Raw genomic sequence first — 23,106 nt, 5'->3', positions numbered from 1 at the left:
AAAGTCAACACATCTCAAAAACTTTTTTAAAAATATATTCTCTCACATAAAAAAGTACCCGAGTAATCACTCTGGGTACCTCTCTATATGTTAAGAATTAAACGGACTTATTATCCGCGACGTGCGCCACGGCCACCACGTTTAGATTCTGTGTTACGCTTTAAAGAAGTTAAACGATCTTCACTATCTTTTAAAAAGCGTGCCATCTTTTGCTCAAATGTTTCTTTTGGAGCTCGTTCGTTACCGCCACCGCGGTTATCTCTGTTGGAAGAACGATTATTATTACGTTGTGGACGTCCAGAACGTTGTTGATCACCACCACGTTGGTATTCACCACGTGGACGATCTCCTTCTGTTTTTTCACGTTCTTTCGCTTTCTTAATAGATAGGCCAATTTTGCCATCTTTTTCAACATTGATAACTTTTACTTCTACTTGGTCGCCTACTTTTAAGTGATCGTTAATATCTTTCACATAATTATCAGCAACTTCACTAATATGAACAAGACCTGTTAAGCCTTCTGGCAGCTCCACAAAAGCCCCAAAATTTGTAATACCTGTTACTTTACCCTGTAACTTGCTGCCTACCTCGATTGACATAAAAAAAATGCTCCTCCTTAGTGGTTAAAAAGTCAAATTTTACTTTATTATATATAATCCTAAAATACAGTGTCAATAAGACATACTCTACTTAGAAACAGGAAAAATTATCTCCCCTTTTCCGGAGAAGAAATAATCCCTTCTAGCAATCTTTAAAACGTACTCTTCATCATTCAACTTTTGAACTTCATCTTTTAGATTCTTTTCTTTTTTCGTTAATGAATCCAGTTCTTTTTTCATGTCCTTAACTTTCGCTTCTTTTGCTTTAATGGAACTGTTTTGTTGATAAAACGTCACACTAATACTAGCAATAATTGTAAAAGCAAAGACAAGAAAAACCGCTAAACGGCGATAAAGTCGCTTCCTGTTCTCATCCGTTTGTATTATATGTTCTTTAACAGGATTTGGACTCTGTTTTTCGATTGTTCTTTGTCTCAGTTCCCTCATTTCCGAGGTCCCCCTAACTTCTTTTTTATACGCACCCATAATTGGAAGATATGTCCCTTCAATTTTGCTACATATTGCAGGAACCCTACATGCTTCATTATAAAAAGTTTAACACGATTAGGGAGAAGTTTCCATATGAGCGAAGCAATAAACCGAACAGGCGAGAAAAAAACTTTCCATATGAAAAGTAATATCCAAATCACCATTTTCCATAACACATGTCCAATTGAAAGCAGTATACGAAATAAGAATAATATAAATGCAATAAATAGCTGTGCTATAATAATAACAGGTTTTATCATGAGTAGCTGTATAATTCGAACAAAAAATTGTGTTGTTTGTACAAAAATATAGATGAGAAAATTTAACATCTTCATGTATAGTGCTTTCAATAAGCTTTGATATGCTGCAAAACCACATAGTAACGCCAAAAATACATATATACGTAGTTCGGCTTCATTTACACGCAGTAATACATAAAAAACGAATAATGCTTGGACAATCCAAAATAGTATATCATGTATAAATACAAGCCAACGTTTACGCTCTTGGCGTTTTAAAAACCGTTGGTATGTATCTAAAGAAGCACCAATCCAAGCACCCATTCCAATCATTGAAAGCATTGTATACAACTGAATTGTTAGGCTCATTTAAACAACTTACTAAAGAAGCCTTTAGTTTTCTCCCCTTGGTTCTCATCAATATACAGCATTTCATGAACTTTCCCTTTAATTGATACAACACCCTTTTCTACATCTAAATTCTTCATTTGCAAATTTTGACCACGAATTGTTAAAAAACCCATTACAGTCTCAAGTAAAAACTCTTCGCTATCAAAACTCTCTACTTGCTTTACACCAGTAATATCGATTACACGCCTGCCACGCATGATAATATCATGCTCTACAGAAACATTTTGTTGATTAGAAGACATAGGTGAGTAACCATTATTCACGAAAATCCCCCCATAGCTTTATACTAGCTAATAGTAATGTATGAGGGGCTAACCTATTTTAGAACAAGCCTTCTTCCGCTTTCACTTTTTCCTCACGAACGAGACTATACATGTTTGCTGCATCTTCTTTTTTAGTTGTTTCTTTCAATTCATTTACTTTCACAGTTACTATTTTTTGCCCGAAACGAATTGTTAATTCATCCTCTACCTTCACATCTGAACTCGCTTTTGCCACTTGGCCATTAATCGAAATTCTTCCTTGGTCAGACACTTCTTTTGCTAATGTTCTTCTTTTAATTAAACGTGATACTTTCAAAAATTTATCTAGACGCATATCAAATCCCCCTATTAACGCTCTGTTTGTTTTGCCTCTTCCCATAAAATATCTAACTGTTCTAATGATAAATCTTGCATTTCCTTATTCATTTCAGCTACTTTTGCTTCCATGTATAAAAAGCGAGCCATAAATTTCTCATTAGTTGAACGTAACGCTTCTTCTGGATCTAATTTATAATGACGAGCTATATTAACAAATGCAAATAGTAAATCACCAAATTCACCTAGCATCTTTTTCTCATCCATGTTTACAACTTCTTGTTGGAATTCTTGCCATTCTTCTAAGGCCTTCTCTATCATCGGCTGCACATCAACCCAATCAAATCCAACCTTTCCAGCTTTCTTCTGAATTTCATAAGCACGCATTAGCTGTGGCAAGCTTTTTGGAATACCCTCTAAAACAGATTCTTTCACGAATCCCTTTTCTTGTTTTTTAATTTCTTCCCAATTTGCAATCACTTCATCAGCATTATTTACATCCGTATTCCCAAACACATGCGGATGACGACGAACCATTTTCTCAGCTAAAGTCCGAATAATATCATCTATAGAGAACCAACCTTCATCCTCTCCAATTTGAGCATGAAGCATAACTTGTAATAATATATCACCCAGTTCTTCTACTAAATGATCATCATCCTCTTCATCAATTGCTTCTAGCACTTCATATGCTTCTTCAATTAAGTATTTCTTTAAAGATTGATGAGTTTGTTTTTTATCCCACGGGCAACCATTCGGTCCACGCAGTTCCGCAATAATTGCTCTAAGCACATCAAACTGCTGATACAAAGACGCACGTTCCTTAACCGGGGGTACATATACACTCGTTAAATTATTTAACTCCGTTTCATGATCTAACATGTATAACGGTACCTTTTTTACTTGCTCAAATGAAGTTCCTGCAGCTGTTACGATATACACTTCATAATCATCTGGCAACATCTCCATTAACATCAGTTTCACATCTGAAGCAACGAACGCATCATACACTTGGCAAAAGATTAAATGTTGACGTAATTCTAATTGTCCTCTTTCAAATGATGTAGCATCAATTAATTGGAACCCTTCAATCGGATCAATTTTTAGACTTGCAAACATCGGATCAAGGAAACTTTGTCCACCTTCAATTCGCACTTCAATATTTGCTACTTCTCCTTTTTCCAAAAGTAGCTGAACTGTTCTTTCTGCTACAAGCGGATGACCTGGAACAGCATAAATAATTTCTGCACCTTTCGCTTGTTCTAGCAATGTATTCGCGATTGTTTCATATACGATTTCAAATGTATCATGTGCCTCATATACATTATCAAAGGCTGTATACTTTATACCTTCTTGCTCCAATTCTTCTATAACTGGGTGTTCCTTCGTTCTAACAAACATATGGTCCGCTTCTTTTATCTTTCGATATACGCCCATCGTTAACTGATCTAACTCACCAGCACCTAATCCTAAAATAGTAATAATTCCACTCACAACCAGTCACCTCTATCCACTCTTCTTCAATGAACCTTCTTTTTTCTCTTGTTTCATAACGGTTCCTAATTCTTCTTTTGTAAATACACGTAATTTTAAAATTAAAAACATATATGCTAATCCGCCGATAGCTACACCTAACAGCGCTTCAAGCGTCGCAATCCCTCTATGTCCTGTATCAATTACTAATCCAGACATTCGCAATATACGCATAAAGATTATTAATACAAACCCCATACCGATACCACTAATAGCCACACCTAACATATTCCGCCTATCAATAAGCGGCTCCGATACAGCTCGCATAAGTAACACACTATTTAGCAAGGCAATTACAATAAGCGCAACTAAAGTTGCAATTGCAGCTCCCTTTACACCAAAATACGGCATTAATATATAGTTTAAAGCTAGCTTCAAACAACCTCCAAATACAACGAATATTGCTGGTTTTAATGTTTGTCCCACTCCTTGCAAAATAGAAGCAGTTGTAATTGACAATGAACTAAATAAAATAGATAAAGATAAAATCGATAACACATCTGATCCATCACTATTTTCAAACAACATAATATTCGTAGGTTGAATAATACAAGTTAATCCAATAGCAGCTGCAAATCCAATAACAAATGTTATTTTCATTGCTAATTTTACCTTTTCTTGAATAAATGAAAGATCTCCTCTTTCTTTCGCCGCTGTAATAATAGGAATAAGTGACAATGAGAAAGAAGTTGTCACAACAGTACCTAATTGCATAAGCGGGATACTTCTATCATAAACACCTTTTAGTACCTTTGCATTTTCAACTTGCTCTCCCGCGCGAATAAGCAAGGTATAAAAGGAAATAGAATCCGCCATTTGTATAAAAATAAGGACTAAATTACTAACACAAATCGCTAATCCCTGCCAAAAAAGGATTCGAATAATCCTTTTTCTACCTCCAATTCTCTTCCAACTTTTAAAGAAAATAGCATGAAAATCATGACGCATATAAAGTAAAAGTACGATAATCCCAATAAGCCCGCCTGCAATTGAACCTAGCATAGCACCCGCACCAACTGTATATAAATCAAATCCATGAGCAATAAGGAATAGTGATAAAAATACAATAATAGAAACACGAATTGTTTGTTCAATTACTTGTGAAACAGCCGTCGGCATCATATTATTGAATCCTTGAAAATATCCTCTCGCTACAGATAAAAATGGCATTAGTAGGAATGAAAACGAAATAACACGTAATAATTTATCTAAATGTATATCGCCCATAGCCGATGCAATTGTTTCGGCCCCAAAGAATAATGTAAAAAAACCTATAAATCCAATTCCTAATAAAAACCAAAAAGATACACAAATAATTTCTTCTGCTTCTTTTTGTTTTCCTCGTTCTAATCTTTCTGCGACCATTTTTGAAATAATAATGGGAAACCCATAAGTGGCTAAAATTAAACAAAATCCATAAAATGGATAAATTTGTTGGTAAATATAAAAACCAACATCACCCGCTATATTTTGATATGGAATACGGTAAAAAGCGCTTAATACCTTTGTAACAAAACTTGCGATTGTTAATATAATAGCCCCACGCCAAAAGGCTTGGTACTTCTTCGCTTCCATACAAGAAAACTCCTTTTTCTATTCTCACCCCTCGTATTATATCACAAAGAAAAACTGTCTCTCCTTCATATTCCTTACATTCACTGACTTCTTTCAACAGCAAAAATACTCAATGAAAAAAGGTAGCAAAGCGCTACCTTCATTCAATGCTTATATCTCCAAATAGTTAATTTCTCAAATAGAAATATCATAATTAGGAAAGATTGCTACTTATAGAAATTACACTTCACTACTGCTCCATTTGTTTCGCTAAAAAGCTTGCAGCTGTATTTACTGACTTATGCTCTACTTCACTTATAATAGCCTCTTTAGAGAAGATAACAACAGCCCCAATTGGATCCCCATTCGCAACAATCGGGCCAATTGTATAGGAGCTGACTTTTTCTGTTACTCCATCAATAATTGAAATTTCACTTTCATCTGTCATAATTACAGACTTGCGCTCTTCCATTGTCTTCTCAATTAAATCGCCAACACTTTTATTTAAGTATTCTTTTTTAGATACGCCTGCTACTGCGATAATAGAATCACGATCGCATACAAGCACATTATGTCCTAAGCTATCATATAAAGCTTCCGTATATTCTTTTGCAAAATTACCTAGTTCACTAATCGGAGAATATTTCTTTAAAATGACTTCTCCATCGCGATCAACAAATATTTCTAGTGGGTCCCCTTCTCGAATACGTAAAGTTCTACGAATTTCCTTTGGGATTACTACCCTGCCTAAATCATCAATTCGACGTACGATTCCAGTTGCTTTCATTCTATGCTGCCTCACTTTCTACTGATGATCAAAGTGGTGAATTTACCTGTTCATGTAAAAATCACCAACTATTAAACATAGTATTTTACACATTAGTTCTTCTATGCACGTCGAATTGTATTTTTTATCTTATATTAGGCATTTATTACTTCTTTTTTTACATCTGGTAAGCCTTTTAATAAATTTTCAGCAATTGTTAACCATTTCGATGTCTCTAATCCATTCGTTTTCATCACAATTTTCAATTGTGACCCCTCCATACCAAGACCGATCATACGACCAAAACTACTTCCTAGCATGAATAATTTTCCACCATCTATATTTTGGCTCGCTTGTTCAGAAAACAGGAATGTTACTTCAAACTTATTTTGCTTAATTAACTCAATTTGTTCTTTCATCGCCAACACTTTAATGTTTGCAATTTGTAATAAATAACCAACTTCTTGTGGATAATCACCAAATCTGTCGATCATCTCTTCCTGCAACTCTTCAATATCTTCAATTGCAGAAATACCTCTAAATTGTTTATACATCATAATTTTTTGTTTACTATCTGAAATATACGCATCCGGTAAATATGCGTCTACTTCTAAATCAATTTCAACATTAACGGTATTTTCAACTCCATCTGTCCCTCTACGTTGCTCAATTGCATCTTTTAACATTTGAGAATATAGATCAAATCCGACAGAATCAATAAATCCATGTTGTTCTGCCCCTAACAAATTACCCGCACCACGAATTGATAAGTCTCTCATCGCAATTTTGAAACCAGATCCAAGCTCTGTAAACTCTTTAATTGCCTGCAGACGCCTCTCTGCAACTTCCGATAACACTTTATCACGTTTGTATGCAAAGTAGGCATACGCGACGCGATTAGAACGTCCAACACGCCCACGAAGCTGATACAACTGCGATAATCCCATACGATCTGCATCAAATACAATTAATGTATTTACATTCGGAATATCTACACCCGTCTCGATAATTGTTGTACTTACAAGAACATCATGCTGCCCTTCTAAAAACGATAGCATAACAGACTCTAATTCACCTTCATTCATTTTCCCATGCGCGTATGTTACACGAGCATCTGGAACTAACATCGAAATTTCATCTGCTTTTCTTTCAATATCCTCCACACGGTTATATAGGAAGTAAATTTGACCGCCTCTTGCCAACTCTCGCTCTATTGCTTCTCGCATTAACGCTGGATTATACTCTACTACATATGTTTGTACTGGGAAACGATTCTCTGGTGGTGTCTCAATAACAGATAAATCGCGCACACCAAGCATAGACATATGAAGTGTACGTGGAATCGGAGTTGCCGTTAATGTTAACACGTCAACATTTGCTTTCAATTGTTTAATTTTTTCTTTATGTGTAACACCGAATCTTTGTTCTTCATCAATAATAAGAAGTCCTAAATCTTTATACGTAACATCTTTAGATAAAATACGATGTGTTCCGATTACAATATCCACCATTCCATCTTTTAAACCTTTAATCGTTTCATTTTGTTGTTTTCGTGTGCGGAATCTACTTAGTAACCCTATATTAATCGGGTAATCTTGAAAACGCTCTCGAATTGTTTCATAGTGTTGTTGTGCAAGGATTGTTGTCGGTACTAAAATCGCAACTTGTTTTTCATCCATAATTGCTTTAAATGCCGCACGAATAGCTACTTCAGTCTTTCCATATCCTACGTCGCCACAAAGAAGCCTATCCATCGGACGTCCGCGTTCCATATCTTTCTTAATCTCTTCAATAGAACGTAATTGATCCTCTGTCTCTTGATATGGGAAAGAGGATTCAAATTCCTGTTGTTCTGCCGTATCTGGTGTATATGCATAACCTTTCGAAGCTTCACGCTCGGCATATAATTTAATTAGGTCATCTGCAATGTCTTGTACAGATTTTTCAACTTTCGTTTTGACCTTCTTCCAATCATTTCCGCCTAATTTATAAACTTTTGGATCCTTACCTTCAGACCCTACGTATTTTTGCACTTGATCAATTTGTTCAATTGGAACGTATAACTTATCATTACCTTGATATTTAATATTTAAATAATCTTTATGAACACCATTAATCTCTAATGTCTCAATACCTAAAAATTTACCTATACCATGATTTACATGAACTACATGGTCTCCAACTTTTAATTCCGAATAACTTTTAATACGTTCAGCGTTAGATAACTTTTGCTTACGTTGTGATTTTTTAACCTTCTTATGAAAAAGCTCTTTTTCAGTAATGACAACAAACTTTTGCATCGGCATTTCAAAGCCTGCATGTAAATCACCTACAGCAATTTGTAACCTTCCAGGCAATAAGACATCTGTGGCCTCTACAATGTCTGCATCAATATCATAATCACTTAAAATATGTTGTAGTTTTTTTACGCGTTCCTCATCTGTTCCAAGCACAACGGTCGTAAAATGCCCTTCATTCCATCTATCAATTTCAGTTTTTAACAACTGCATCTGTCCGTGGAAATCTTGCATCGTTTTACATGTCACATTCACAATGTTTTGAGGATGTGTGTGTGCTATATGGCGTAAGAATAACGTTAAATATACAAAACTTCTTTTTTTATTATGAAGAAATTCCTCAAATGAGTGGGAGAAAGATAAATCCTGAATAATTGTTCCTTCGCCAAGAAGTGAGATATACCATTCCGCTTCTTCGGTTTCAAGATGTGATGCTGTTTCTTGAATACGGGAAATCTCATCTAAAATTACAACACCGTTTTCTGGTAAATAATCTATCAGACTAGCAGGTTCTTTATAGAAAATAGATAAATATTTAAACATTTGTTCTATACTTTGTCCGTTTTTCAACATTTCAATTTCATGACTAACCGTCTCAAGTACAGCAGTCTTTAATTTATCATCGGAAAGCTTTTGCATCGTCTTAGTCAAACCTTCTTCAAGATGCTTAATTCCCGATTTCAATTCTTCCTGTGAAAATAAAAACTCTGTTGCCGGACCAAACCGAACACTTTCCCTTTTATCTTGAGAGCGCTGTTCTTCCACATCAAATAATCGAATAGAATCAACCTGTGTATCAAAGAATTCAATACGAAATGGTAATTCTTCAGTTAATGGGTAAATATCTAATATTCCCCCGCGCAAACTAAACTCTCCTGGAGCTTCTACCATCGACTTACGCTCGTAGCCAATATGATGTAAGGTATGCAAGAGCGCATCTAAATCAATCTCTTGCCCTAGATTGATTTCAATTTGCCTTTGCTTCCATAATTCTTTTATTGGTAAAAACCTACGCAGCCCTGCAACTGGCGCTACAATAATCCCATTCTCTCCCGCCGCTAAGCGATTTAACACTTCAATACGCTGCGCCTTCAATTCTGGACTTGCAACACCAACTTCCGATGCTATCAATTCATTTACCGGATATAGCCAAACATCTTTTTCACCAAGTAACGCCACTAAATCTTCATGTACTTTTTGTGCTTGGTATAAATTGTGCGTCACAATAAGTTGTGATTGCTTTGTTTTTTTATATAAAGCTGCCATTAATAATGAACGAGAGGATGTTGCCATACCCGATACAAGTTGTTCTTTCAACCCATCTTCTAGCCCATTAATAACCGATTGTATTTCTTCATTTTTATAAAATTGCTCTAATAAACCTATCATTTTCAAAACTCCTCTCAACATAAAGAGCAAGTTACTATATTTTATGCAAATATTTTGGAAAAAGAAAACAGAAAAATGCTTTGGACATGCCAAAGCGACAACATTTTATTGCAGAAATTTTTCATATTCATAATACTCAGGATAAGATGCGAGCGTTTCTTGACACGATTCACAAATCGTTTTTATATATATATTTCCATTCTCATGAAAATGAATCATATCCACTACTTCTTGCTCTGTTAGTTGAAACAAAACGTCGCTATATACTTTTTCTGCGATAATGGAGCCCACATTACTTCCGCAATGTCTACAGTAATAATAACCTTCCATACTAGCCTCCTAAATATCCAATTGCTACTAGTATGGGATAAAACAAAATAAAATATTCCAGATTGTGCGCTTAACTATTAAAAGTATTCATGATTTGGAGAAAAGGTTTATTTAACCATTCCTCACATGCATCTGCTGCATTTTCAATGGATTGATTAACGCCAGATATTTCTTCAGATGTAAAACGTCCTAATACGTAATCCACTACTTTCATCCCATTTTTCGGACGATCGATTCCCATACGGATACGTTGAAATTCTTGTGTTCCTAAATGTGAAATTGTTGATTTCACACCATTATGTCCACCCGCACTACCTTTCATGCGAAGGCGTAACTTACCTACAGGAATATCTAAATCATCGTACATAACAATGAAGTCCTCAACATCAATTTTATAATAATCCATGAGCGGACGGATACTTTCCCCAGATAAATTCATATATGTAAGCGGCTTTAGTAAGATTACTTTTTCCCCATTAACAAAGCCAGCGCCAAATACTCCTTTAAACTTTTGTTCATTCAAAGAAATACTCCAACGCTTTGCAAGTTCATCGATCGCCATAAATCCAATATTATGCCTTGTTAATTCATATTCTCTACCTGGGTTCCCAAGTCCTACTATTAATTTCATTCTTGTACCACTACTTTCTTTTTTCGATACGAAAAGACGTAACCAAGCTTGGTTACGTCTCATTCTATCCAATTAATTGAATAATACACTTACAGATTCTTCTTCGTATACACGAATGATTGCTTCTCCGATTAATGGAGCAACTGAAAGTTCATGTACTTTATCAATTTTCTTCTCTTCTGGTAATACAATAGAGTTCGTGACAACTAACTCTTTAATATTCGAATTTTGAATACGCTCAATTGCTGGGCCAGATAATACTGGGTGTGTACAGCAAGCATATACTTCAGAAGCACCGTTCTCAACAAGAGCGTTTGCCGCTAATGTAATTGTACCAGCTGTATCAATGATGTCATCAATTAAAATTGCTGTTTTGCCTTCAATGTTACCGATAATGTTCATTACCTCCGATACATTCGGACGAGGACGACGCTTATCAATAATAGCGATTGGCGCTTTTAGGCGATCCGCCATTTTTCTAGCACGCGTTACACCACCGTGATCAGGAGATACGATTACGATATCTTTAAGGCCTTTTGCTTCAAAGTAATCTGAAAGAATCGGTACACCCATTAAGTGGTCAATCGGGATATCAAAGAATCCTTGAATTTGTGGAGCATGTAAATCTAGAGTGATTACACGAGTTGCACCTGCTGTTTCAAGCAAGTTTGCTACAAGTTTCGATGTAATTGGTTCACGAGAACGCGCTTTACGGTCTTGACGCGCATAACCATAGTAAGGAATAACAATATTAATTGTTTTTGCAGATGCACGTTTCAATGCATCAATCATAATAAGTAATTCCATGATATGTTCGTTTACTGGGAAGCTTGTAGATTGAATAATGAATACATCGCAACCACGGATACTTTCTTCAATGTTAATTTGAACTTCTCCATCACTAAAACGATCAACAGAACATTTTCCTAGTCCTACTCCAATATGCTTTGCGATTTGCTCAGCAAGTTCCTTATTAGAGTTTAAAGAGAATACTTTCAAATTAGAATTTAGATATTGAGTCGACATCTAGATTAACCCTCCACATTATGATTTTTTCTTATTCAGCAATTGATCAACATAGTCTTCTTTGTTAACTTGACGTGCACGTGCTACTGATAATGCTTTTGATGGAACATTCTCTGTTATTGTAGAGCCTGCTGCCACATAAGCACCATCTTCAACTGTTACAGGAGCAACAAGGTTTGAATTACATCCAATAAATACCCCGTTACCAATTACAGTTTTAAATTTATTCTTGCCGTCGTAGTTCACCGTAATTGAACCACAACCAAGATTCACGTCTTCTCCAACTTGTGCATCCCCGATATAACTTAAGTGTGAAGCTTTACTTCTATTACCAAAAACAGTTTTTTTGATTTCTACGAAGTTTCCAACGCGCACTTCATCTCCAATAACTGAATCTGGGCGAATATGTGCAAATGGACCAACCGATACTTCTGTACCAAGTTTGCTGTCATGTACAGTAGATTGACGAATTACCGTACGATCTCCAATTTCACTATCGCGAATTACTGTATGCGGTCCAATTTCACAATCAGAACCAATTACAGTGTTACCCTCAATAACCGTTCCTGGGTGAAGAACTGTATCACTACCAATAATTGCATCCGCAGAAATGTATGTGTTACTTGGATCAATAATTGTAACACCATTTACCATGTTCTTTCGGTTGATACGATTTTTCATAATAATTTCCGCTTGCGATAGAGCGACTCTGTCGTTAACACCTAACGTTTCATCGAAGTGCTCTGTTTGATAAGCTGATACAATATGACCCTCATTTTTTAAAATTTCAATAACGTCCGGAAGGTAATATTCGCCCTGTACATTATCATTTGAAACTTTAGAAAGTGAAGCAAATAAAGCTTTATTATCAAAACAATACGTACCTGTATTGATTTCTTTAATAGCTAATTCTTTTTCATTTGCATCCTTATGCTCAACAATCTTTTCAACATGACCATTCTCATTACGAACGATACGGCCATATCCAGCAGGCTCTTCTATGTACGCTGTTAGTACCGTCGCCATTGCTCCCGCTTCTTCGTGTTGCTGAAGCAATGCTTCCATCGTTTCAGCAGTTATTAGAGGTGTATCACCACAAATAACTAAAGTTGTTCCTTCTTCATTTGCAAGTACACTTGCAGCTTGATCGACAGCATGAGCTGTACCAAGTTGTTCTGCTTGTAATGCAAACTCACTTACATTTCCTAGCTGTTCTTGTACCTTTTCAGCACCATGTCCAACGACTGTTACAAGTTTCTGCAATCCTAATTGAGATACTTCATTGACTACATGTTGTACCATTGGTTTTCCACATACAGGATGCAGCACTTTGTATAGCTTGGACTTCATACGTGTGCCTTTACCTGCAGCTAGAATCACTGCAAATCTGTTTGACATATAGACCCTCCATCGCAACCTATTTATCCATTAACGATATTATCCTAAATCATCATATATTTCAAGAAACACATTATAACTATTAAATTTTACCATAATTCTTATAAGATGTTTTACTCTTTAGTATCTTTTTTAAGGAATAAGCTATACTATTTTAAATGATTTTGAAAAAATTAGAAGTTTTTCATCTTTATTTTTTCAAAATATGAATTTTTATAATTAGAAACGTGTATTATTCAAAAAAAAAAACAAACTCCTGTAAATGCTTACAGGAGTTTGCTACAAAATTATAAGACTTTCTTTCAAAAGCCCTTTTCATTCGAATTTTACGAAGCGCCTGCTTCTTCAAACTCAACCTCTTCTAACTCGCCTAAACGATGATACTCTGTTAAAACCGCATCTTGAATTTTAGAGCGTGTATTAGAATTAATTGGATGTGCAATGTCACGGAATTCTCCATCTGGAGTACGTTTACTTGGCATTGCTACAAATAATCCATTATTACCATCAATTACACGAATATCATGAACAACAAATTCATGGTCTAGAGTAATAGAGGCAATTGCTCTCATGCGGCCTTCTGTGTTTACGCGGCGTAATCTTACGTCAGTCACTTCCATCTTGTGTTCACCACCCTTTTCTAAATAAGCGATATATTTGTATAAATTCCACAAAATTTCTATTTTCCCTTTAATTTTTTAAAAATTTTTAAGATAAAAATTTTTAAGTTAGTTGAATATAAGGATTAGTAGAGGTTATCGCTTACAAAGAGTTACTTAACTAGGGCAATTACTTCGATTTCAACAGAAACATCTTTCGGTAATTTTGCTACTTGTACACAAGAACGCGCTGGTTTATGAGTAGAGAAATAAGAACCGTATACTTCATTAACAGAATTAAAATCATCCATATCCTTTAAGAATACTGTTGTTTTTACCACTGTATCAAATGAAGCACCTGCTTCTGCTAATACCGCTTGTAAATTTTCAAATACTTGCTCTGTTTGTACTGTTACATCTCCTGTTACAAGTTCTCCACTTGCCGTTAACGGAATTTGTCCTGAACTATAGAACATATTATTTACAATAATCCCTTGTGAATATGGTCCGATTGCCTGTGGTGCTTTGCTTGTTTGAACAACTTTCATACTTTTCACCCTTTTATTATTTATTTTTACTCTTTAAAAATAGTGTACCAAAGGCAGTTTGTCCATCTATTTTGTAATTTATAAATAGGAATAAAAAAAGGTAAAGCTATCTGCTTTACCTTTTTACTCAGCCTCTACAAGCCCTTTATCAAATGGTGCAAGTGAATAATTTCCCTTTTCCACTTGAATCGCTTTTTCTTTCACATCAACTTCTGACAGACGAATTAATGATACAAAGTTATTAATAAGTCTTTCTTCAATATCCGTAGACTCTACTAATACGCCAATTCCAACAACATTAGCTTTAAACTCTTCTAGCATGCTCATCATGCCTTGAATAGTTCCGCCAGCTTTCATAAAGTCATCAATAATTAAAACATTGGATCCTTCTGGAAGGCTACGCTTTGCTAAAGTCATCGTTTGGATTCGCTTAGAGGAACCTGATACATAGTTAATACTAACAGTGGGTCCTTCTGTTACCTTATTATCTTTTCTCGCAATTACTACCGGTACATCTAAGTAGTTCGCTACTGCATAAGCAAGCGGAATTCCTTTTGTCGCTACCGTCATAACCGCATCAATTGGTTGCCTAGCAAAAACAGAAGCAAATAAACGACCTGCACCATTAATTTGGCGAGGATTACTTAAAAGATCCGTCATATATAAGTAACCGCCAGGCAAAATACGGTCTGGTTTTTCAAATAAGCTACAAAGCTCATTAATAATCAGATTCGCCTCTTCTTCACTTATATAGGGAATATATTTCACTCCTCCTGCTGCTCCTGGTATCGTTTGCAATGTGCCGACCCCTTGTTGTTCAAACGTTTGCTTAATAATAACTAGATCTTCACTAATGGAAGATTTAGCCGATTGATACCTTTCAGCAAAAAAAGTGAGGGAAACTAGCTGACGAGGATTTTGTAGCAAGTAATAAGTCAGATCGACCAATCTTGTACTTCGTCTAATTTTCATACTCTCACCTCAAATCACGAATATTCTAAACAAATCATAACGTATTATACGTCTTTATTCAAGCGTTTCTCGCTCTCCTAATAAACGAACTGCATATACTTGTTCGCAAAATCCTTTTAAACCGTTATATATACGATGCATTCGCGAATCATGGTGTACAAGACCAAATACAGTTGGGCCACTTCCACTCATTAATACGGCATCCGCACCGAATCGTTTCATCTGCGCCTTAATACGTGCAACCTCAGGATGCATCACAAACGTCACATCTTCTAAAATGTTGCCAACAGTATCACAAATTCCTTTATAGTCCCCGTCATTAATAACTTCAACCATTTTATCTACATTTGGATGTGTAACACGATTTAATTTTAAATTTCCATACACATCAGCAGTAGATACACCGATGTGGGGCTTTGCTAAAATAACCCAACAAGAAGGTGGAGTCTTTATATGTTCAATTTTTTCTCCTCTTCCAGTGGCAATTGCAGTTCCGCCATATACACAGAACGATACATCTGATCCAATTTCTGCGCCAAGCTCTGCTAATTCCTTAATTGTAAGCCCTAAATCCCATAACTTATTAAGGCCGCGTAATGTCGCTGCTGCATCACTACTTCCACCTGCTAATCCAGCTGCTACTGGAATCGTTTTTTCAATAGTAATAGATACACCTTTTTTCACATTAAACTTCTCTTTTAATAATTTCGCTGCTTGATAAGCTAAGTTGCGTTGGTCGTCTGGGACATACCGATTATGGGACAAAATTTCAATACGGTCTTCTGCTAATTCCATTAGCTCTAAACGATCTGCTAAGTCGATTGTTGTCATAATCATTTTCACTTCATGATATCCATCTTGTCTTTTTCCCAGTACATCTAACGACAGATTAATCTTTGCTGGTGCTTTCACTAGTAGCTTCAATCTATTCACCCACTCTATGTACTCAATCTTTTATCGTTTATTTTACCATAAATTTATAGTAAGACGATGAAACTTCCCTAATTATAACGAAAAGCATTCAGAATGAAACTACTTATGTAAAATGATGGCACCTTTTAGCGTGCAAAAAGCCGAGGAATCTCTCCTCGGCTACCGCAGCATAGAAAGTATCTTACAACTACTGGTTTTGCTTCATTAATTGCTGTTCTGCAATTTCTATAGCACGTTTCACCATATTACCAGCATCTTTCGCACGAATTCCGCCCCATCCTTCTTTCTGAACAACATCATAAAAGCCAAGCTCTTTTGCAAGCTCTTCTTTAAATTGATTTGACATGACTCCTCTTCGTCTACTCAATGCAGAGTCCCTCCTTATTTTGCTACGGTATAATTAGTATGCAAAATAATATAGCTTTTCATTTGTGGGAATATATGTAACAAGTAACACATTAATTATAAAATGCTTCATTATGAGGTTCATCGTAAAATGTTAACTCTACTGTCTCTGTTAAAACATCTGCATAACTATAAGATACACGTTGCAATGCATCTTCTTGCTGATCTAACTGGACAACAAACACAGAACGATACGTTTCTGCAAGTACACCTGATTGCTCCACAGTTTTTCTTCTTCCGCTATTTGCCTTTAACACAAGTCGCTGTCCAAGATGGTGATCTAATTCGCTTTTAATTTCATCTAAACGTTTTGACATATACCTTGCTACACCTCGCTGTAATTTAGATTGAACACTTAAAACACGATATATCTATCCCAATTATTAACCGCAATTTACAGACAATATCATTATAAAAGCATCATGCGTTCGAATAGATAGAAGAAATACTATATTGTACAAGTATCATTGTATAGTCTGCACATTCTTGTCGCTTTTTATCCAGATTCATTTAAATCATTTCCACATAAAAAAGCAAGATACGTATGTACCTTGCTCATTCATCATAATGTTGAAAGGGTAATCCCGTTCGTAAAATCCCTCTTGTTTCAATTCCTCCTAGTCCCTTTTCACCAGTAATTGTATTACGCACAACGTCCCATACATTGACTCTTTCCATAAATGAGGTGAAACTAACTTTGCCAACTACATATACCGGATCTAGAGCATGAATATTAATTCTAGACGGTGAACTAGCAAAATTAGCACCTGCTCGAATCAACGCCTCAAAGTGTGATTGACAAGCCCCAGCAAAAATAACGAGTTGATCTAATGATGGATACTTTTTCCGCACTTCTCGAACAGCCTGTACAAAATGTCTAGAATGTCTATATGCTGCTAAATCTCCCATAACTCCTTTTGACTTTGTATATGCATCATGTCCTGTAATAACTAAAATGTCTGGGCGAAAATGATCTATTAAGTCTACTACCTTTTCATGCATCTCCGTTTCCTTACAATGAATACCTTGAACAGGAACGCCTATTTTATTATATAAATCTAAGCACTTGCGCAAATATAAAGGATCTCCATCTATATGCAATACACGCCCTGGCATTTGAAAATAATTCACTTCACTTGTATATCCACCAGTTGAATTATGTTCATGTCTTTGTTTCATCAACACGTAATCTTGCTGAAACAACCGGTAAGTACGCTCCATCGTTTCTTTTTCACGCTTCACTCTATTTTTATGTTCTCGTTGATCTATACTAACTAAATCTGCAAGTGGTGCATCCGCCACAAGTCTAATTTCCTCTCCAAATAATATTGCCATATCGCCTTTTATTTCTATAATACGAAAAAGAATATCCCTATTATGAGAATATCGTTCAACTAATTCTCCAACATGTAAAGCCATTCTCCTACCTCCAAACTCGTTAGGCCATCTTACCTGTTTTTAAAGTATGAATTTAGGAAAGGAAAGGTGACAAAAGGGACAGTTCAAGTTGAACTGTCCCTTTCATATTCTTATGACAATTTATGAAGAATTAATGCATTACTTAATGTTGCAAACTCTTCGATAGATAGCGTTTCGCCTCTTCGCTTCGGATCAATTCCTACCTCTGTTAAAATTCGATCCAACAGCTCTTTATCTTTCGGGAAACCATTTAAATTATTTGATAAGTTATTCATTAAAGTTTTACGACGCTGTGCGAAACTTGCTCGTACTACTTCAAAGAAGAAAGTTTCATCTGTCACTTCTACAACTGGTTTAGGACGCTTTAGAAGACGGATAATCGCAGAATCAACATTTGGTTGTGGCACAAACACTGTACGCGGTACAGTCATAACTGTTTCTACCTCCGTATAATACTGAATGGCAATTGATAAAGAACCATACTCTTTCGTTCCTGGTTTAGCAGCTAAACGATCCCCAACTTCTTTTTGCATCATAACAACAAAACCGCGAACCGGTAATTTTTCTTCAAGCAATTTAAATAAGATTGGCGTTGTAATATAGTATGGTAAGTTAGCTACTACCATTACATCTTGCCCTTCTTCAAATTGCTCACTAAACACTTCATGTACATCTGCTTTTAGTACATCTTTATTTATAACTGTAACGTTGCTATATGGAGCTAACGTCTCGTCTAAAATTGGTAATAATCTCTGATCAATTTCAAAAGCCACTACTTTTTTAGCACGCTTCGCCAATTGCTCTGTTAACGCACCGATACCTGGTCCAATTTCAATTGCGCCACTTTCTGAACCGATTTCTGCGTGATCAACGATACGATTTAATACATTTGTATCAATTAAAAAATTTTGTCCTAAACTTTTTTTGAATGAAAATCCATACTTTTCAACAATGTCTTTCGTACGATTTGGTGTTGCGATATCCTTCATTTTTTTTCCTCCTGTATTACTTGCTTATAAGCTTCTGCAAATGATTCCTTTGAAACTTGAAACATTTGTAAACGTTTATGTAACTGTTTTGCATTTGTATAACCAATCTTTAATAGCTTACCCACTCTTTCTCTGCGACTCTTTGCCATTTCTCCGCCCACTAAGCCCGCATCGACTAGGTCACTCCAACTAATTTCACTTGTGTAAGCTTCCATTTCTTCATGTATATTCTCTAAAGCACGGCGAATCGACTCATTAGAAGCATGTTCGATTCCAACGCCTTTCTTCCTTTTCGCAAGTGCTTCTTCCTTCGGTAAAAAAGCATGCTTACATCCAGGAACCTTGTCAGAAATAATCTTTCGAATACGCTCTCCAGGATAATCTGGATCTGTGAAAATAATAACGCCTCGTTTTTGCTGCGCTAATTTCACTCGCTCAATAACATGATCACCGATTGCTGAACCGTTCGTTTCGATTGTATCTCCATCAACAGCACGTTTAATCGCAACTGTATCATCTTTACCTTCTACAACGATAATCTCTTTAATTTTCATGCTTGCCTCCACACTCGTTTCATCTCTACTTAGTAAAACAAAAAAATGACGACTTTTCCATTATTATTTTCCCAATCTTACATTTTAAAAAGTAGAAGAGAAAAATCTTTGTTCACTCCCCTTATTGTAACACTTCTATCTCTATCTTAATTTATCCGCAATATTTCTACACTTATGTTATGAGTAAATAGTGGGTTCTTATCATTTCTATTATCTCTCTTCTCAAAAAACAAAAAAAGAATGGGACTCCCCATTCTTTTTTATTCAACACCAAATAAGGCTTTGGCATTCTTTGTTGTTGTTTGTGCTACTTCCTCATAAGAAATTCCTTTTAAATTCGCAATTTCTTCTGCTACCAGTTTTACATAACTCGGTTCATTTCGTTTCCCTCGAAATGGGTGTGGTGTTAAATATGGACAATCTGTCTCTATCAATAATTTTTCTAACGGAATCTCCATAGCAACTTCTTTCGGTTTCTTGGCATTTTTAAATGTTACTGGCCCACCTAATGAAATTAAAAAGTTCATATCGACACATCGCTGCGCTACTTCTACACTACCGCTAAAGCAATGCATAATGCCTCCTACTTCAGCTGCATTCTCTTCCTCTAGGATATCAACAATATCTTGAGTTGCATCGCGGTTATGTATAATAATCGGTAATTTCACCTTTTTTGCTAATGCAATTTGTTTACGGAATACTTCCTTCTGTATTTCTTTTGGAGACTTATCCCAGTGATAATCTAATCCCATTTCTCCAATGGCAACTACTTTAGGGTGAGCAGCTAATTCTTCTAACCAAGCTAAATGTTCTTCATTCATGTCGATTGCATCAACGGGATGCCATCCAACTGCAGCGTAAATAAAATCATAAGCCTCTGCTAATTCAATTGCTTTCTTTATCGTTACTTCATCAAATCCAACAACAACTGTATAGGTAACTCCCGCTTCTTTCATCCTCGCGATAACTTCTTGTAAATCTTCTTCAAATTGCTCTGCATTTAAATGTGAATGTGTATCAAACAACATAATAAATAGCTCCTTTTATATTGAAATCAATTCTCTCATAGAAAACTACGCTCTTTCTAACTTAACGATAACAATACTACAATTTTAATGCAAAAAAAGGGAATGTAAAAAGAAAAAAGACGCTTCACCAATGTTACACGTGAAACATCTCTTTTCTTGTCTCAATTACTTGATTTTTGTACCATTTGGTAAATTTTGGTCAATCGATGCTAATGACAATACGCCATTCTCTTCACCTGCTAAAATCATACCTTGTGATAATTCACCACGTAATTTTACAGGTTTTAAATTCGTTACACAAATAACCTTTTTACCTTTTAGTTCTTCTGGGGAATAGAATTTAGCAATCCCAGAAACCACTTGACGCTTCTCTGTACCTAAATCAAGCTGAATTTTTAACAACTTATCTGCTTTTTTCACAGGTTCAGCAGATATTACTTCAGCTACTCGTAATTCTACTTTAAAGAAATCATCAATTGTAATTTCTTCTGCCTTTGGTTCTTCTGCTTTTTTCTCTTCTACTTTAGGAGCAGAACCTTGCATTTGTTCTTTAATATACCCCACTTCTACTTCCATTTCCAAACGAGGGAAAATAGGGTTTCCTTTTTCTACTTTTGTTCCAGCTGGAATACATCCAATTGTAGATAGGCTTTCCCAAGATTTATGCGCCTCTTCAGTAAGCCCAAGTTGAGCAAACATCTTACTTGGTGCTACTGTTAGGAATGGCATAAGCATAATACCTGTTTGACGAAGTACCTCAGCTAAGTGGGCCATTACAGACGCAAGTTTTTCACGATCATTCTCATCCTTCGCTAATACCCATGGCTGCGTTTCATCAATATATTTGTTCGTACGGCTAACTAATTGCCAAATGGAACTTAACGCTACAGAGAACTCCATATTCTCCATTGCCTCTTCTACTTTTTTCAATGTATCTTTGGCAAATGTCACTAGCGTTTCATCGAACTCAGTTACATTTTCTTTAAATGCAGGGATTTCCCCATTAAAGTATTTATCAATCATAGCTACTGTACGATTTAATAAGTTCCCTAAATCATTCGCTAAATCAAAGTTGATTCGTTCAACAAATCCTTCTGGTGTGAATACTCCATCAGATCCAAATGGAACTTCGCGAAGTAAGTAGTAACGCAATGCATCTAATCCGTAACGATCAATTAGTGTAACTGGATCTACTACGTTTCCTTTTGACTTACTCATTTTTCCATCCTTCATTAAAATCCAGCCATGAGCAAAGACTTTCTTCGGAAGTGGTAAATCTAAAGCCATTAAAATAATTGGCCAATAAATTGTATGGAAACGAACGATTTCTTTCCCAACTAAATGGACATCTGCTGGCCAGAATTTTTTATACTTCTCTTCATTTTCTGTTCCATATCCTAATGCAGTAATGTAATTAGACAACGCATCTACCCATACGTAAATAACGTGTTTTGGGTTACCTGGAACACGAACTCCCCAGTCAAATGAAGTACGAGAAACAGCTAAATCTTCTAATCCTGGTTTAATGAAGTTATTAATCATTTCATTTTTACGGGACTCCGGCTGAATGAAATGAGGGTTATCTTCATAGAACTTTAATAGTCGGTCTACATATTTACCCATTCTAAAGAAATACGATTCTTCGCGAACAAGTTCTACAGCGTGACCACTATCTGGGCTTTTCCCACCAACTACTTTGTCACCTTCCATAATTGGATCTACTAATTGATGCGCTGTATAGAATGTTTCATCTTGTACAGAATACCAACCTTCATATTCATCAAGATAAATATCACCTTGATCTACTAGCTGCTTGAAGATTTTCTCAACAACATCTTTATGACGATCTTCAGTTGTACGAATAAAATCATCATAAGAGATATCCATCTTCTCCCAAAGTTCTTTAATCCCTGATACAATGTTATCCACATATGCTTGTGGTGTAACATTTAGTTCTTCTGCTTTCTTTTGGATCTTCTGTCCATGCTCATCAGTTCCTGTTAAATAATGAACATTGTATCCTTGCATACGCTTATATCGTGCCATCGCATCTCCTGCTACTGTCGTATAAGCATGTCCAATGTGTAACTTTCCACTTGGATAATAAATTGGGGTAGTAATATAAAAGGACTTATTTTCCTCTTTCATCGTTTTGGACCTCCCGAATAACCTCATATGTATTTATAAACAGTATATCAAAAACTCACATATAAAAACGAGTTAATGCTCGATATCTTTACCATCTATTACTCATATTCAAAAAAAATATACAATATTTTTTCCGAAAAGTATAAATATTATAAAAAATAATACGAAACAATTATAGAAATGACTCACATTCTATTATATATAAGAAGTATAAAAATCTATAAATCTTTTTTAAAAATATAGAATTTAAGAATTGACGGAAATGTAAATG

Annotated in this window: 24 protein-coding genes; all 24 read right to left on the bottom strand. The window is 35.6% G+C overall.

What is annotated here, in order from left to right; genetic code table 11:
• Positions 1-110 precede the first annotated feature (110 nt).
• Positions 111-599 carry a S1 domain-containing RNA-binding protein gene (locus NSQ47_RS20970; protein ID WP_002063394.1) on the bottom strand — a complete coding sequence of 163 codons (489 nt, stop codon included), beginning with the start codon at positions 597-599 and terminating at the stop codon, positions 111-113.
• 87 nt (positions 600-686) lie between these two features.
• Positions 687-1,046 carry a cell division protein DivIC gene (divIC, locus tag NSQ47_RS20965; RefSeq protein ID WP_002124547.1) on the bottom strand — a complete coding sequence of 120 codons (360 nt, stop codon included), beginning with the start codon at positions 1,044-1,046 and terminating at the stop codon, positions 687-689.
• The gene (gene yabQ / locus NSQ47_RS20960; RefSeq protein ID WP_002091573.1) at positions 1,043-1,696 is read right to left on the bottom strand and encodes a spore cortex biosynthesis protein YabQ; all 654 of its coding nucleotides are present in this window, start codon (positions 1,694-1,696) and stop codon (positions 1,043-1,045) included. The genes divIC and yabQ overlap by 4 nt, the downstream gene beginning before the upstream one ends.
• Positions 1,693-2,001, bottom strand: coding sequence for a sporulation protein YabP (gene yabP / locus NSQ47_RS20955; RefSeq protein WP_001059101.1), 309 nt, complete (start codon positions 1,999-2,001; stop codon positions 1,693-1,695). The genes yabQ and yabP overlap by 4 nt, the downstream gene beginning before the upstream one ends.
• A gap of 58 nt (positions 2,002-2,059) precedes the next feature.
• Complete coding sequence (locus NSQ47_RS20950; RefSeq protein ID WP_002009677.1) at positions 2,060-2,335, bottom strand: RNA-binding S4 domain-containing protein; 276 nt, start codon at positions 2,333-2,335, stop codon at positions 2,060-2,062.
• Positions 2,336-2,349: 14 nt separating this feature from the next.
• The gene (gene mazG / locus NSQ47_RS20945) at positions 2,350-3,810 is read right to left on the bottom strand and encodes a nucleoside triphosphate pyrophosphohydrolase (protein ID WP_204209993.1); all 1,461 of its coding nucleotides are present in this window, start codon (positions 3,808-3,810) and stop codon (positions 2,350-2,352) included.
• Positions 3,811-3,822: 12 nt separating this feature from the next.
• A complete protein-coding gene (locus tag NSQ47_RS20940; protein ID WP_341037945.1) occupies positions 3,823-5,424 on the bottom strand; it encodes a putative polysaccharide biosynthesis protein in 1,602 nt (533 codons plus the stop codon).
• 229 nt (positions 5,425-5,653) lie between these two features.
• Positions 5,654-6,190: a stage V sporulation protein T gene (spoVT, locus tag NSQ47_RS20935; RefSeq protein ID WP_000648312.1), complete on the bottom strand. Its 537-nt coding sequence runs from the start codon at positions 6,188-6,190 to the stop codon at positions 5,654-5,656.
• A gap of 134 nt (positions 6,191-6,324) precedes the next feature.
• Positions 6,325-9,855 carry a transcription-repair coupling factor gene (gene mfd / locus NSQ47_RS20930; protein WP_341037944.1) on the bottom strand — a complete coding sequence of 1,177 codons (3,531 nt, stop codon included), beginning with the start codon at positions 9,853-9,855 and terminating at the stop codon, positions 6,325-6,327.
• 105 nt (positions 9,856-9,960) lie between these two features.
• The gene (locus NSQ47_RS20925; RefSeq protein ID WP_002091576.1) at positions 9,961-10,185 is read right to left on the bottom strand and encodes an anti-sigma-F factor Fin family protein; all 225 of its coding nucleotides are present in this window, start codon (positions 10,183-10,185) and stop codon (positions 9,961-9,963) included.
• A 70-nt stretch (positions 10,186-10,255) separates the two neighbouring features.
• A complete protein-coding gene (gene pth / locus NSQ47_RS20920; protein WP_002144538.1) occupies positions 10,256-10,816 on the bottom strand; it encodes an aminoacyl-tRNA hydrolase in 561 nt (186 codons plus the stop codon).
• 72 nt (positions 10,817-10,888) lie between these two features.
• Positions 10,889-11,842 carry a ribose-phosphate diphosphokinase gene (locus NSQ47_RS20915; RefSeq protein WP_002091580.1) on the bottom strand — a complete coding sequence of 318 codons (954 nt, stop codon included), beginning with the start codon at positions 11,840-11,842 and terminating at the stop codon, positions 10,889-10,891.
• An 18-nt stretch (positions 11,843-11,860) separates the two neighbouring features.
• Positions 11,861-13,240: a bifunctional UDP-N-acetylglucosamine diphosphorylase/glucosamine-1-phosphate N-acetyltransferase GlmU gene (glmU, locus tag NSQ47_RS20910; protein WP_002091584.1), complete on the bottom strand. Its 1,380-nt coding sequence runs from the start codon at positions 13,238-13,240 to the stop codon at positions 11,861-11,863.
• A 326-nt stretch (positions 13,241-13,566) separates the two neighbouring features.
• Positions 13,567-13,860, bottom strand: a complete 294-nt coding sequence (spoVG, locus tag NSQ47_RS20905) for a septation regulator SpoVG (RefSeq protein ID WP_000454042.1) — start codon at positions 13,858-13,860, stop codon at positions 13,567-13,569.
• A gap of 152 nt (positions 13,861-14,012) precedes the next feature.
• Positions 14,013-14,387 (bottom strand): RidA family protein, encoded by a 375-nt coding sequence (locus tag NSQ47_RS20900; RefSeq protein WP_341037943.1) that lies wholly within the window; start codon positions 14,385-14,387, stop codon positions 14,013-14,015.
• A 123-nt stretch (positions 14,388-14,510) separates the two neighbouring features.
• Positions 14,511-15,359, bottom strand: coding sequence for a pur operon repressor (gene purR / locus NSQ47_RS20895; protein ID WP_002159635.1), 849 nt, complete (start codon positions 15,357-15,359; stop codon positions 14,511-14,513).
• Positions 15,360-15,413: 54 nt separating this feature from the next.
• Complete coding sequence (gene ispE, locus NSQ47_RS20890; protein ID WP_131232837.1) at positions 15,414-16,283, bottom strand: 4-(cytidine 5'-diphospho)-2-C-methyl-D-erythritol kinase; 870 nt, start codon at positions 16,281-16,283, stop codon at positions 15,414-15,416.
• Between the two features lie 196 nt (positions 16,284-16,479).
• Positions 16,480-16,659 (bottom strand): acid-soluble spore protein SspF, encoded by a 180-nt coding sequence (gene sspF / locus NSQ47_RS20885; protein WP_001985066.1) that lies wholly within the window; start codon positions 16,657-16,659, stop codon positions 16,480-16,482.
• A gap of 91 nt (positions 16,660-16,750) precedes the next feature.
• Positions 16,751-17,014 carry a biofilm formation stimulator Veg gene (gene veg, locus NSQ47_RS20880; RefSeq protein WP_002107294.1) on the bottom strand — a complete coding sequence of 88 codons (264 nt, stop codon included), beginning with the start codon at positions 17,012-17,014 and terminating at the stop codon, positions 16,751-16,753.
• Positions 17,015-17,252: 238 nt separating this feature from the next.
• A complete protein-coding gene (yabG, locus tag NSQ47_RS20875; RefSeq protein WP_002107293.1) occupies positions 17,253-18,116 on the bottom strand; it encodes a sporulation peptidase YabG in 864 nt (287 codons plus the stop codon).
• A 110-nt stretch (positions 18,117-18,226) separates the two neighbouring features.
• Complete coding sequence (gene rsmA, locus NSQ47_RS20870; protein ID WP_002091590.1) at positions 18,227-19,105, bottom strand: 16S rRNA (adenine(1518)-N(6)/adenine(1519)-N(6))-dimethyltransferase RsmA; 879 nt, start codon at positions 19,103-19,105, stop codon at positions 18,227-18,229.
• Positions 19,102-19,659 carry a ribonuclease M5 gene (rnmV, locus tag NSQ47_RS20865; protein ID WP_002159637.1) on the bottom strand — a complete coding sequence of 186 codons (558 nt, stop codon included), beginning with the start codon at positions 19,657-19,659 and terminating at the stop codon, positions 19,102-19,104. Before rnmV ends, rsmA begins: the two co-directional genes overlap by 4 nt.
• Positions 19,660-19,919: 260 nt before the next feature.
• Entirely contained in the window at positions 19,920-20,687 is a 768-nt protein-coding gene (locus tag NSQ47_RS20860) for a TatD family hydrolase (RefSeq protein ID WP_002159638.1), read from the bottom strand.
• A 165-nt stretch (positions 20,688-20,852) separates the two neighbouring features.
• Entirely contained in the window at positions 20,853-22,835 is a 1,983-nt protein-coding gene (gene metG / locus NSQ47_RS20855) for a methionine--tRNA ligase (RefSeq protein ID WP_002143973.1), read from the bottom strand.
• Positions 22,836-23,106 lie beyond the last annotated feature (271 nt).

Origin of the sequence: Bacillus sp. FSL R10-2780 (assembly GCF_038006125.1) — a bacterium.
In the GTDB taxonomy this organism is placed as follows: Bacteria; Bacillota; Bacilli; order Bacillales; family Bacillaceae_G; genus Bacillus_A; species Bacillus_A cereus_U.
Note: the sequence above shows the minus strand (reverse complement) of the source record. Positions and strands in the feature narration are given on the sequence as shown.

Coding starts and splice junctions, on each gene's coding strand:
- NSQ47_RS20940 (WP_341037945.1), bottom strand. CDS start 5,424: ATGGAAGCGAAGAAGTACCAAGCCTTTTGGCGTGGGGCTATTATATTA.
- NSQ47_RS20970 (WP_002063394.1), bottom strand. CDS start 599: ATGTCAATCGAGGTAGGCAGCAAGTTACAGGGTAAAGTAACAGGTATT.
- divIC (WP_002124547.1), bottom strand. CDS start 1,046: ATGAGGGAACTGAGACAAAGAACAATCGAAAAACAGAGTCCAAATCCT.
- spoVT (WP_000648312.1), bottom strand. CDS start 6,190: ATGAAAGCAACTGGAATCGTACGTCGAATTGATGATTTAGGCAGGGTA.
- NSQ47_RS20950 (WP_002009677.1), bottom strand. CDS start 2,335: ATGCGTCTAGATAAATTTTTGAAAGTATCACGTTTAATTAAAAGAAGA.
- NSQ47_RS20915 (WP_002091580.1), bottom strand. CDS start 11,842: ATGTCGACTCAATATCTAAATTCTAATTTGAAAGTATTCTCTTTAAAC.
- yabQ (WP_002091573.1), bottom strand. CDS start 1,696: ATGAGCCTAACAATTCAGTTGTATACAATGCTTTCAATGATTGGAATG.
- NSQ47_RS20900 (WP_341037943.1), bottom strand. CDS start 14,387: ATGAAAGTTGTTCAAACAAGCAAAGCACCACAGGCAATCGGACCATAT.
- metG (WP_002143973.1), bottom strand. CDS start 22,835: ATGAAAGAGGAAAATAAGTCCTTTTATATTACTACCCCAATTTATTAT.
- rnmV (WP_002159637.1), bottom strand. CDS start 19,659: ATGAAAATTAAAGAGATTATCGTTGTAGAAGGTAAAGATGATACAGTT.
- NSQ47_RS20860 (WP_002159638.1), bottom strand. CDS start 20,687: ATGTTGTTTGATACACATTCACATTTAAATGCAGAGCAATTTGAAGAA.
- purR (WP_002159635.1), bottom strand. CDS start 15,359: ATGAAAATTAGACGAAGTACAAGATTGGTCGATCTGACTTATTACTTG.
- glmU (WP_002091584.1), bottom strand. CDS start 13,240: ATGTCAAACAGATTTGCAGTGATTCTAGCTGCAGGTAAAGGCACACGT.
- rsmA (WP_002091590.1), bottom strand. CDS start 19,105: ATGAAGGATATCGCAACACCAAATCGTACGAAAGACATTGTTGAAAAG.
- yabG (WP_002107293.1), bottom strand. CDS start 18,116: ATGGCTTTACATGTTGGAGAATTAGTTGAACGATATTCTCATAATAGG.
- pth (WP_002144538.1), bottom strand. CDS start 10,816: ATGAAATTAATAGTAGGACTTGGGAACCCAGGTAGAGAATATGAATTA.
- mfd (WP_341037944.1), bottom strand. CDS start 9,855: ATGATAGGTTTATTAGAGCAATTTTATAAAAATGAAGAAATACAATCG.
- spoVG (WP_000454042.1), bottom strand. CDS start 13,860: ATGGAAGTGACTGACGTAAGATTACGCCGCGTAAACACAGAAGGCCGC.
- NSQ47_RS20925 (WP_002091576.1), bottom strand. CDS start 10,185: ATGGAAGGTTATTATTACTGTAGACATTGCGGAAGTAATGTGGGCTCC.
- veg (WP_002107294.1), bottom strand. CDS start 17,014: ATGTCAAAACGTTTAGATGAAATTAAAAGCGAATTAGATCACCATCTT.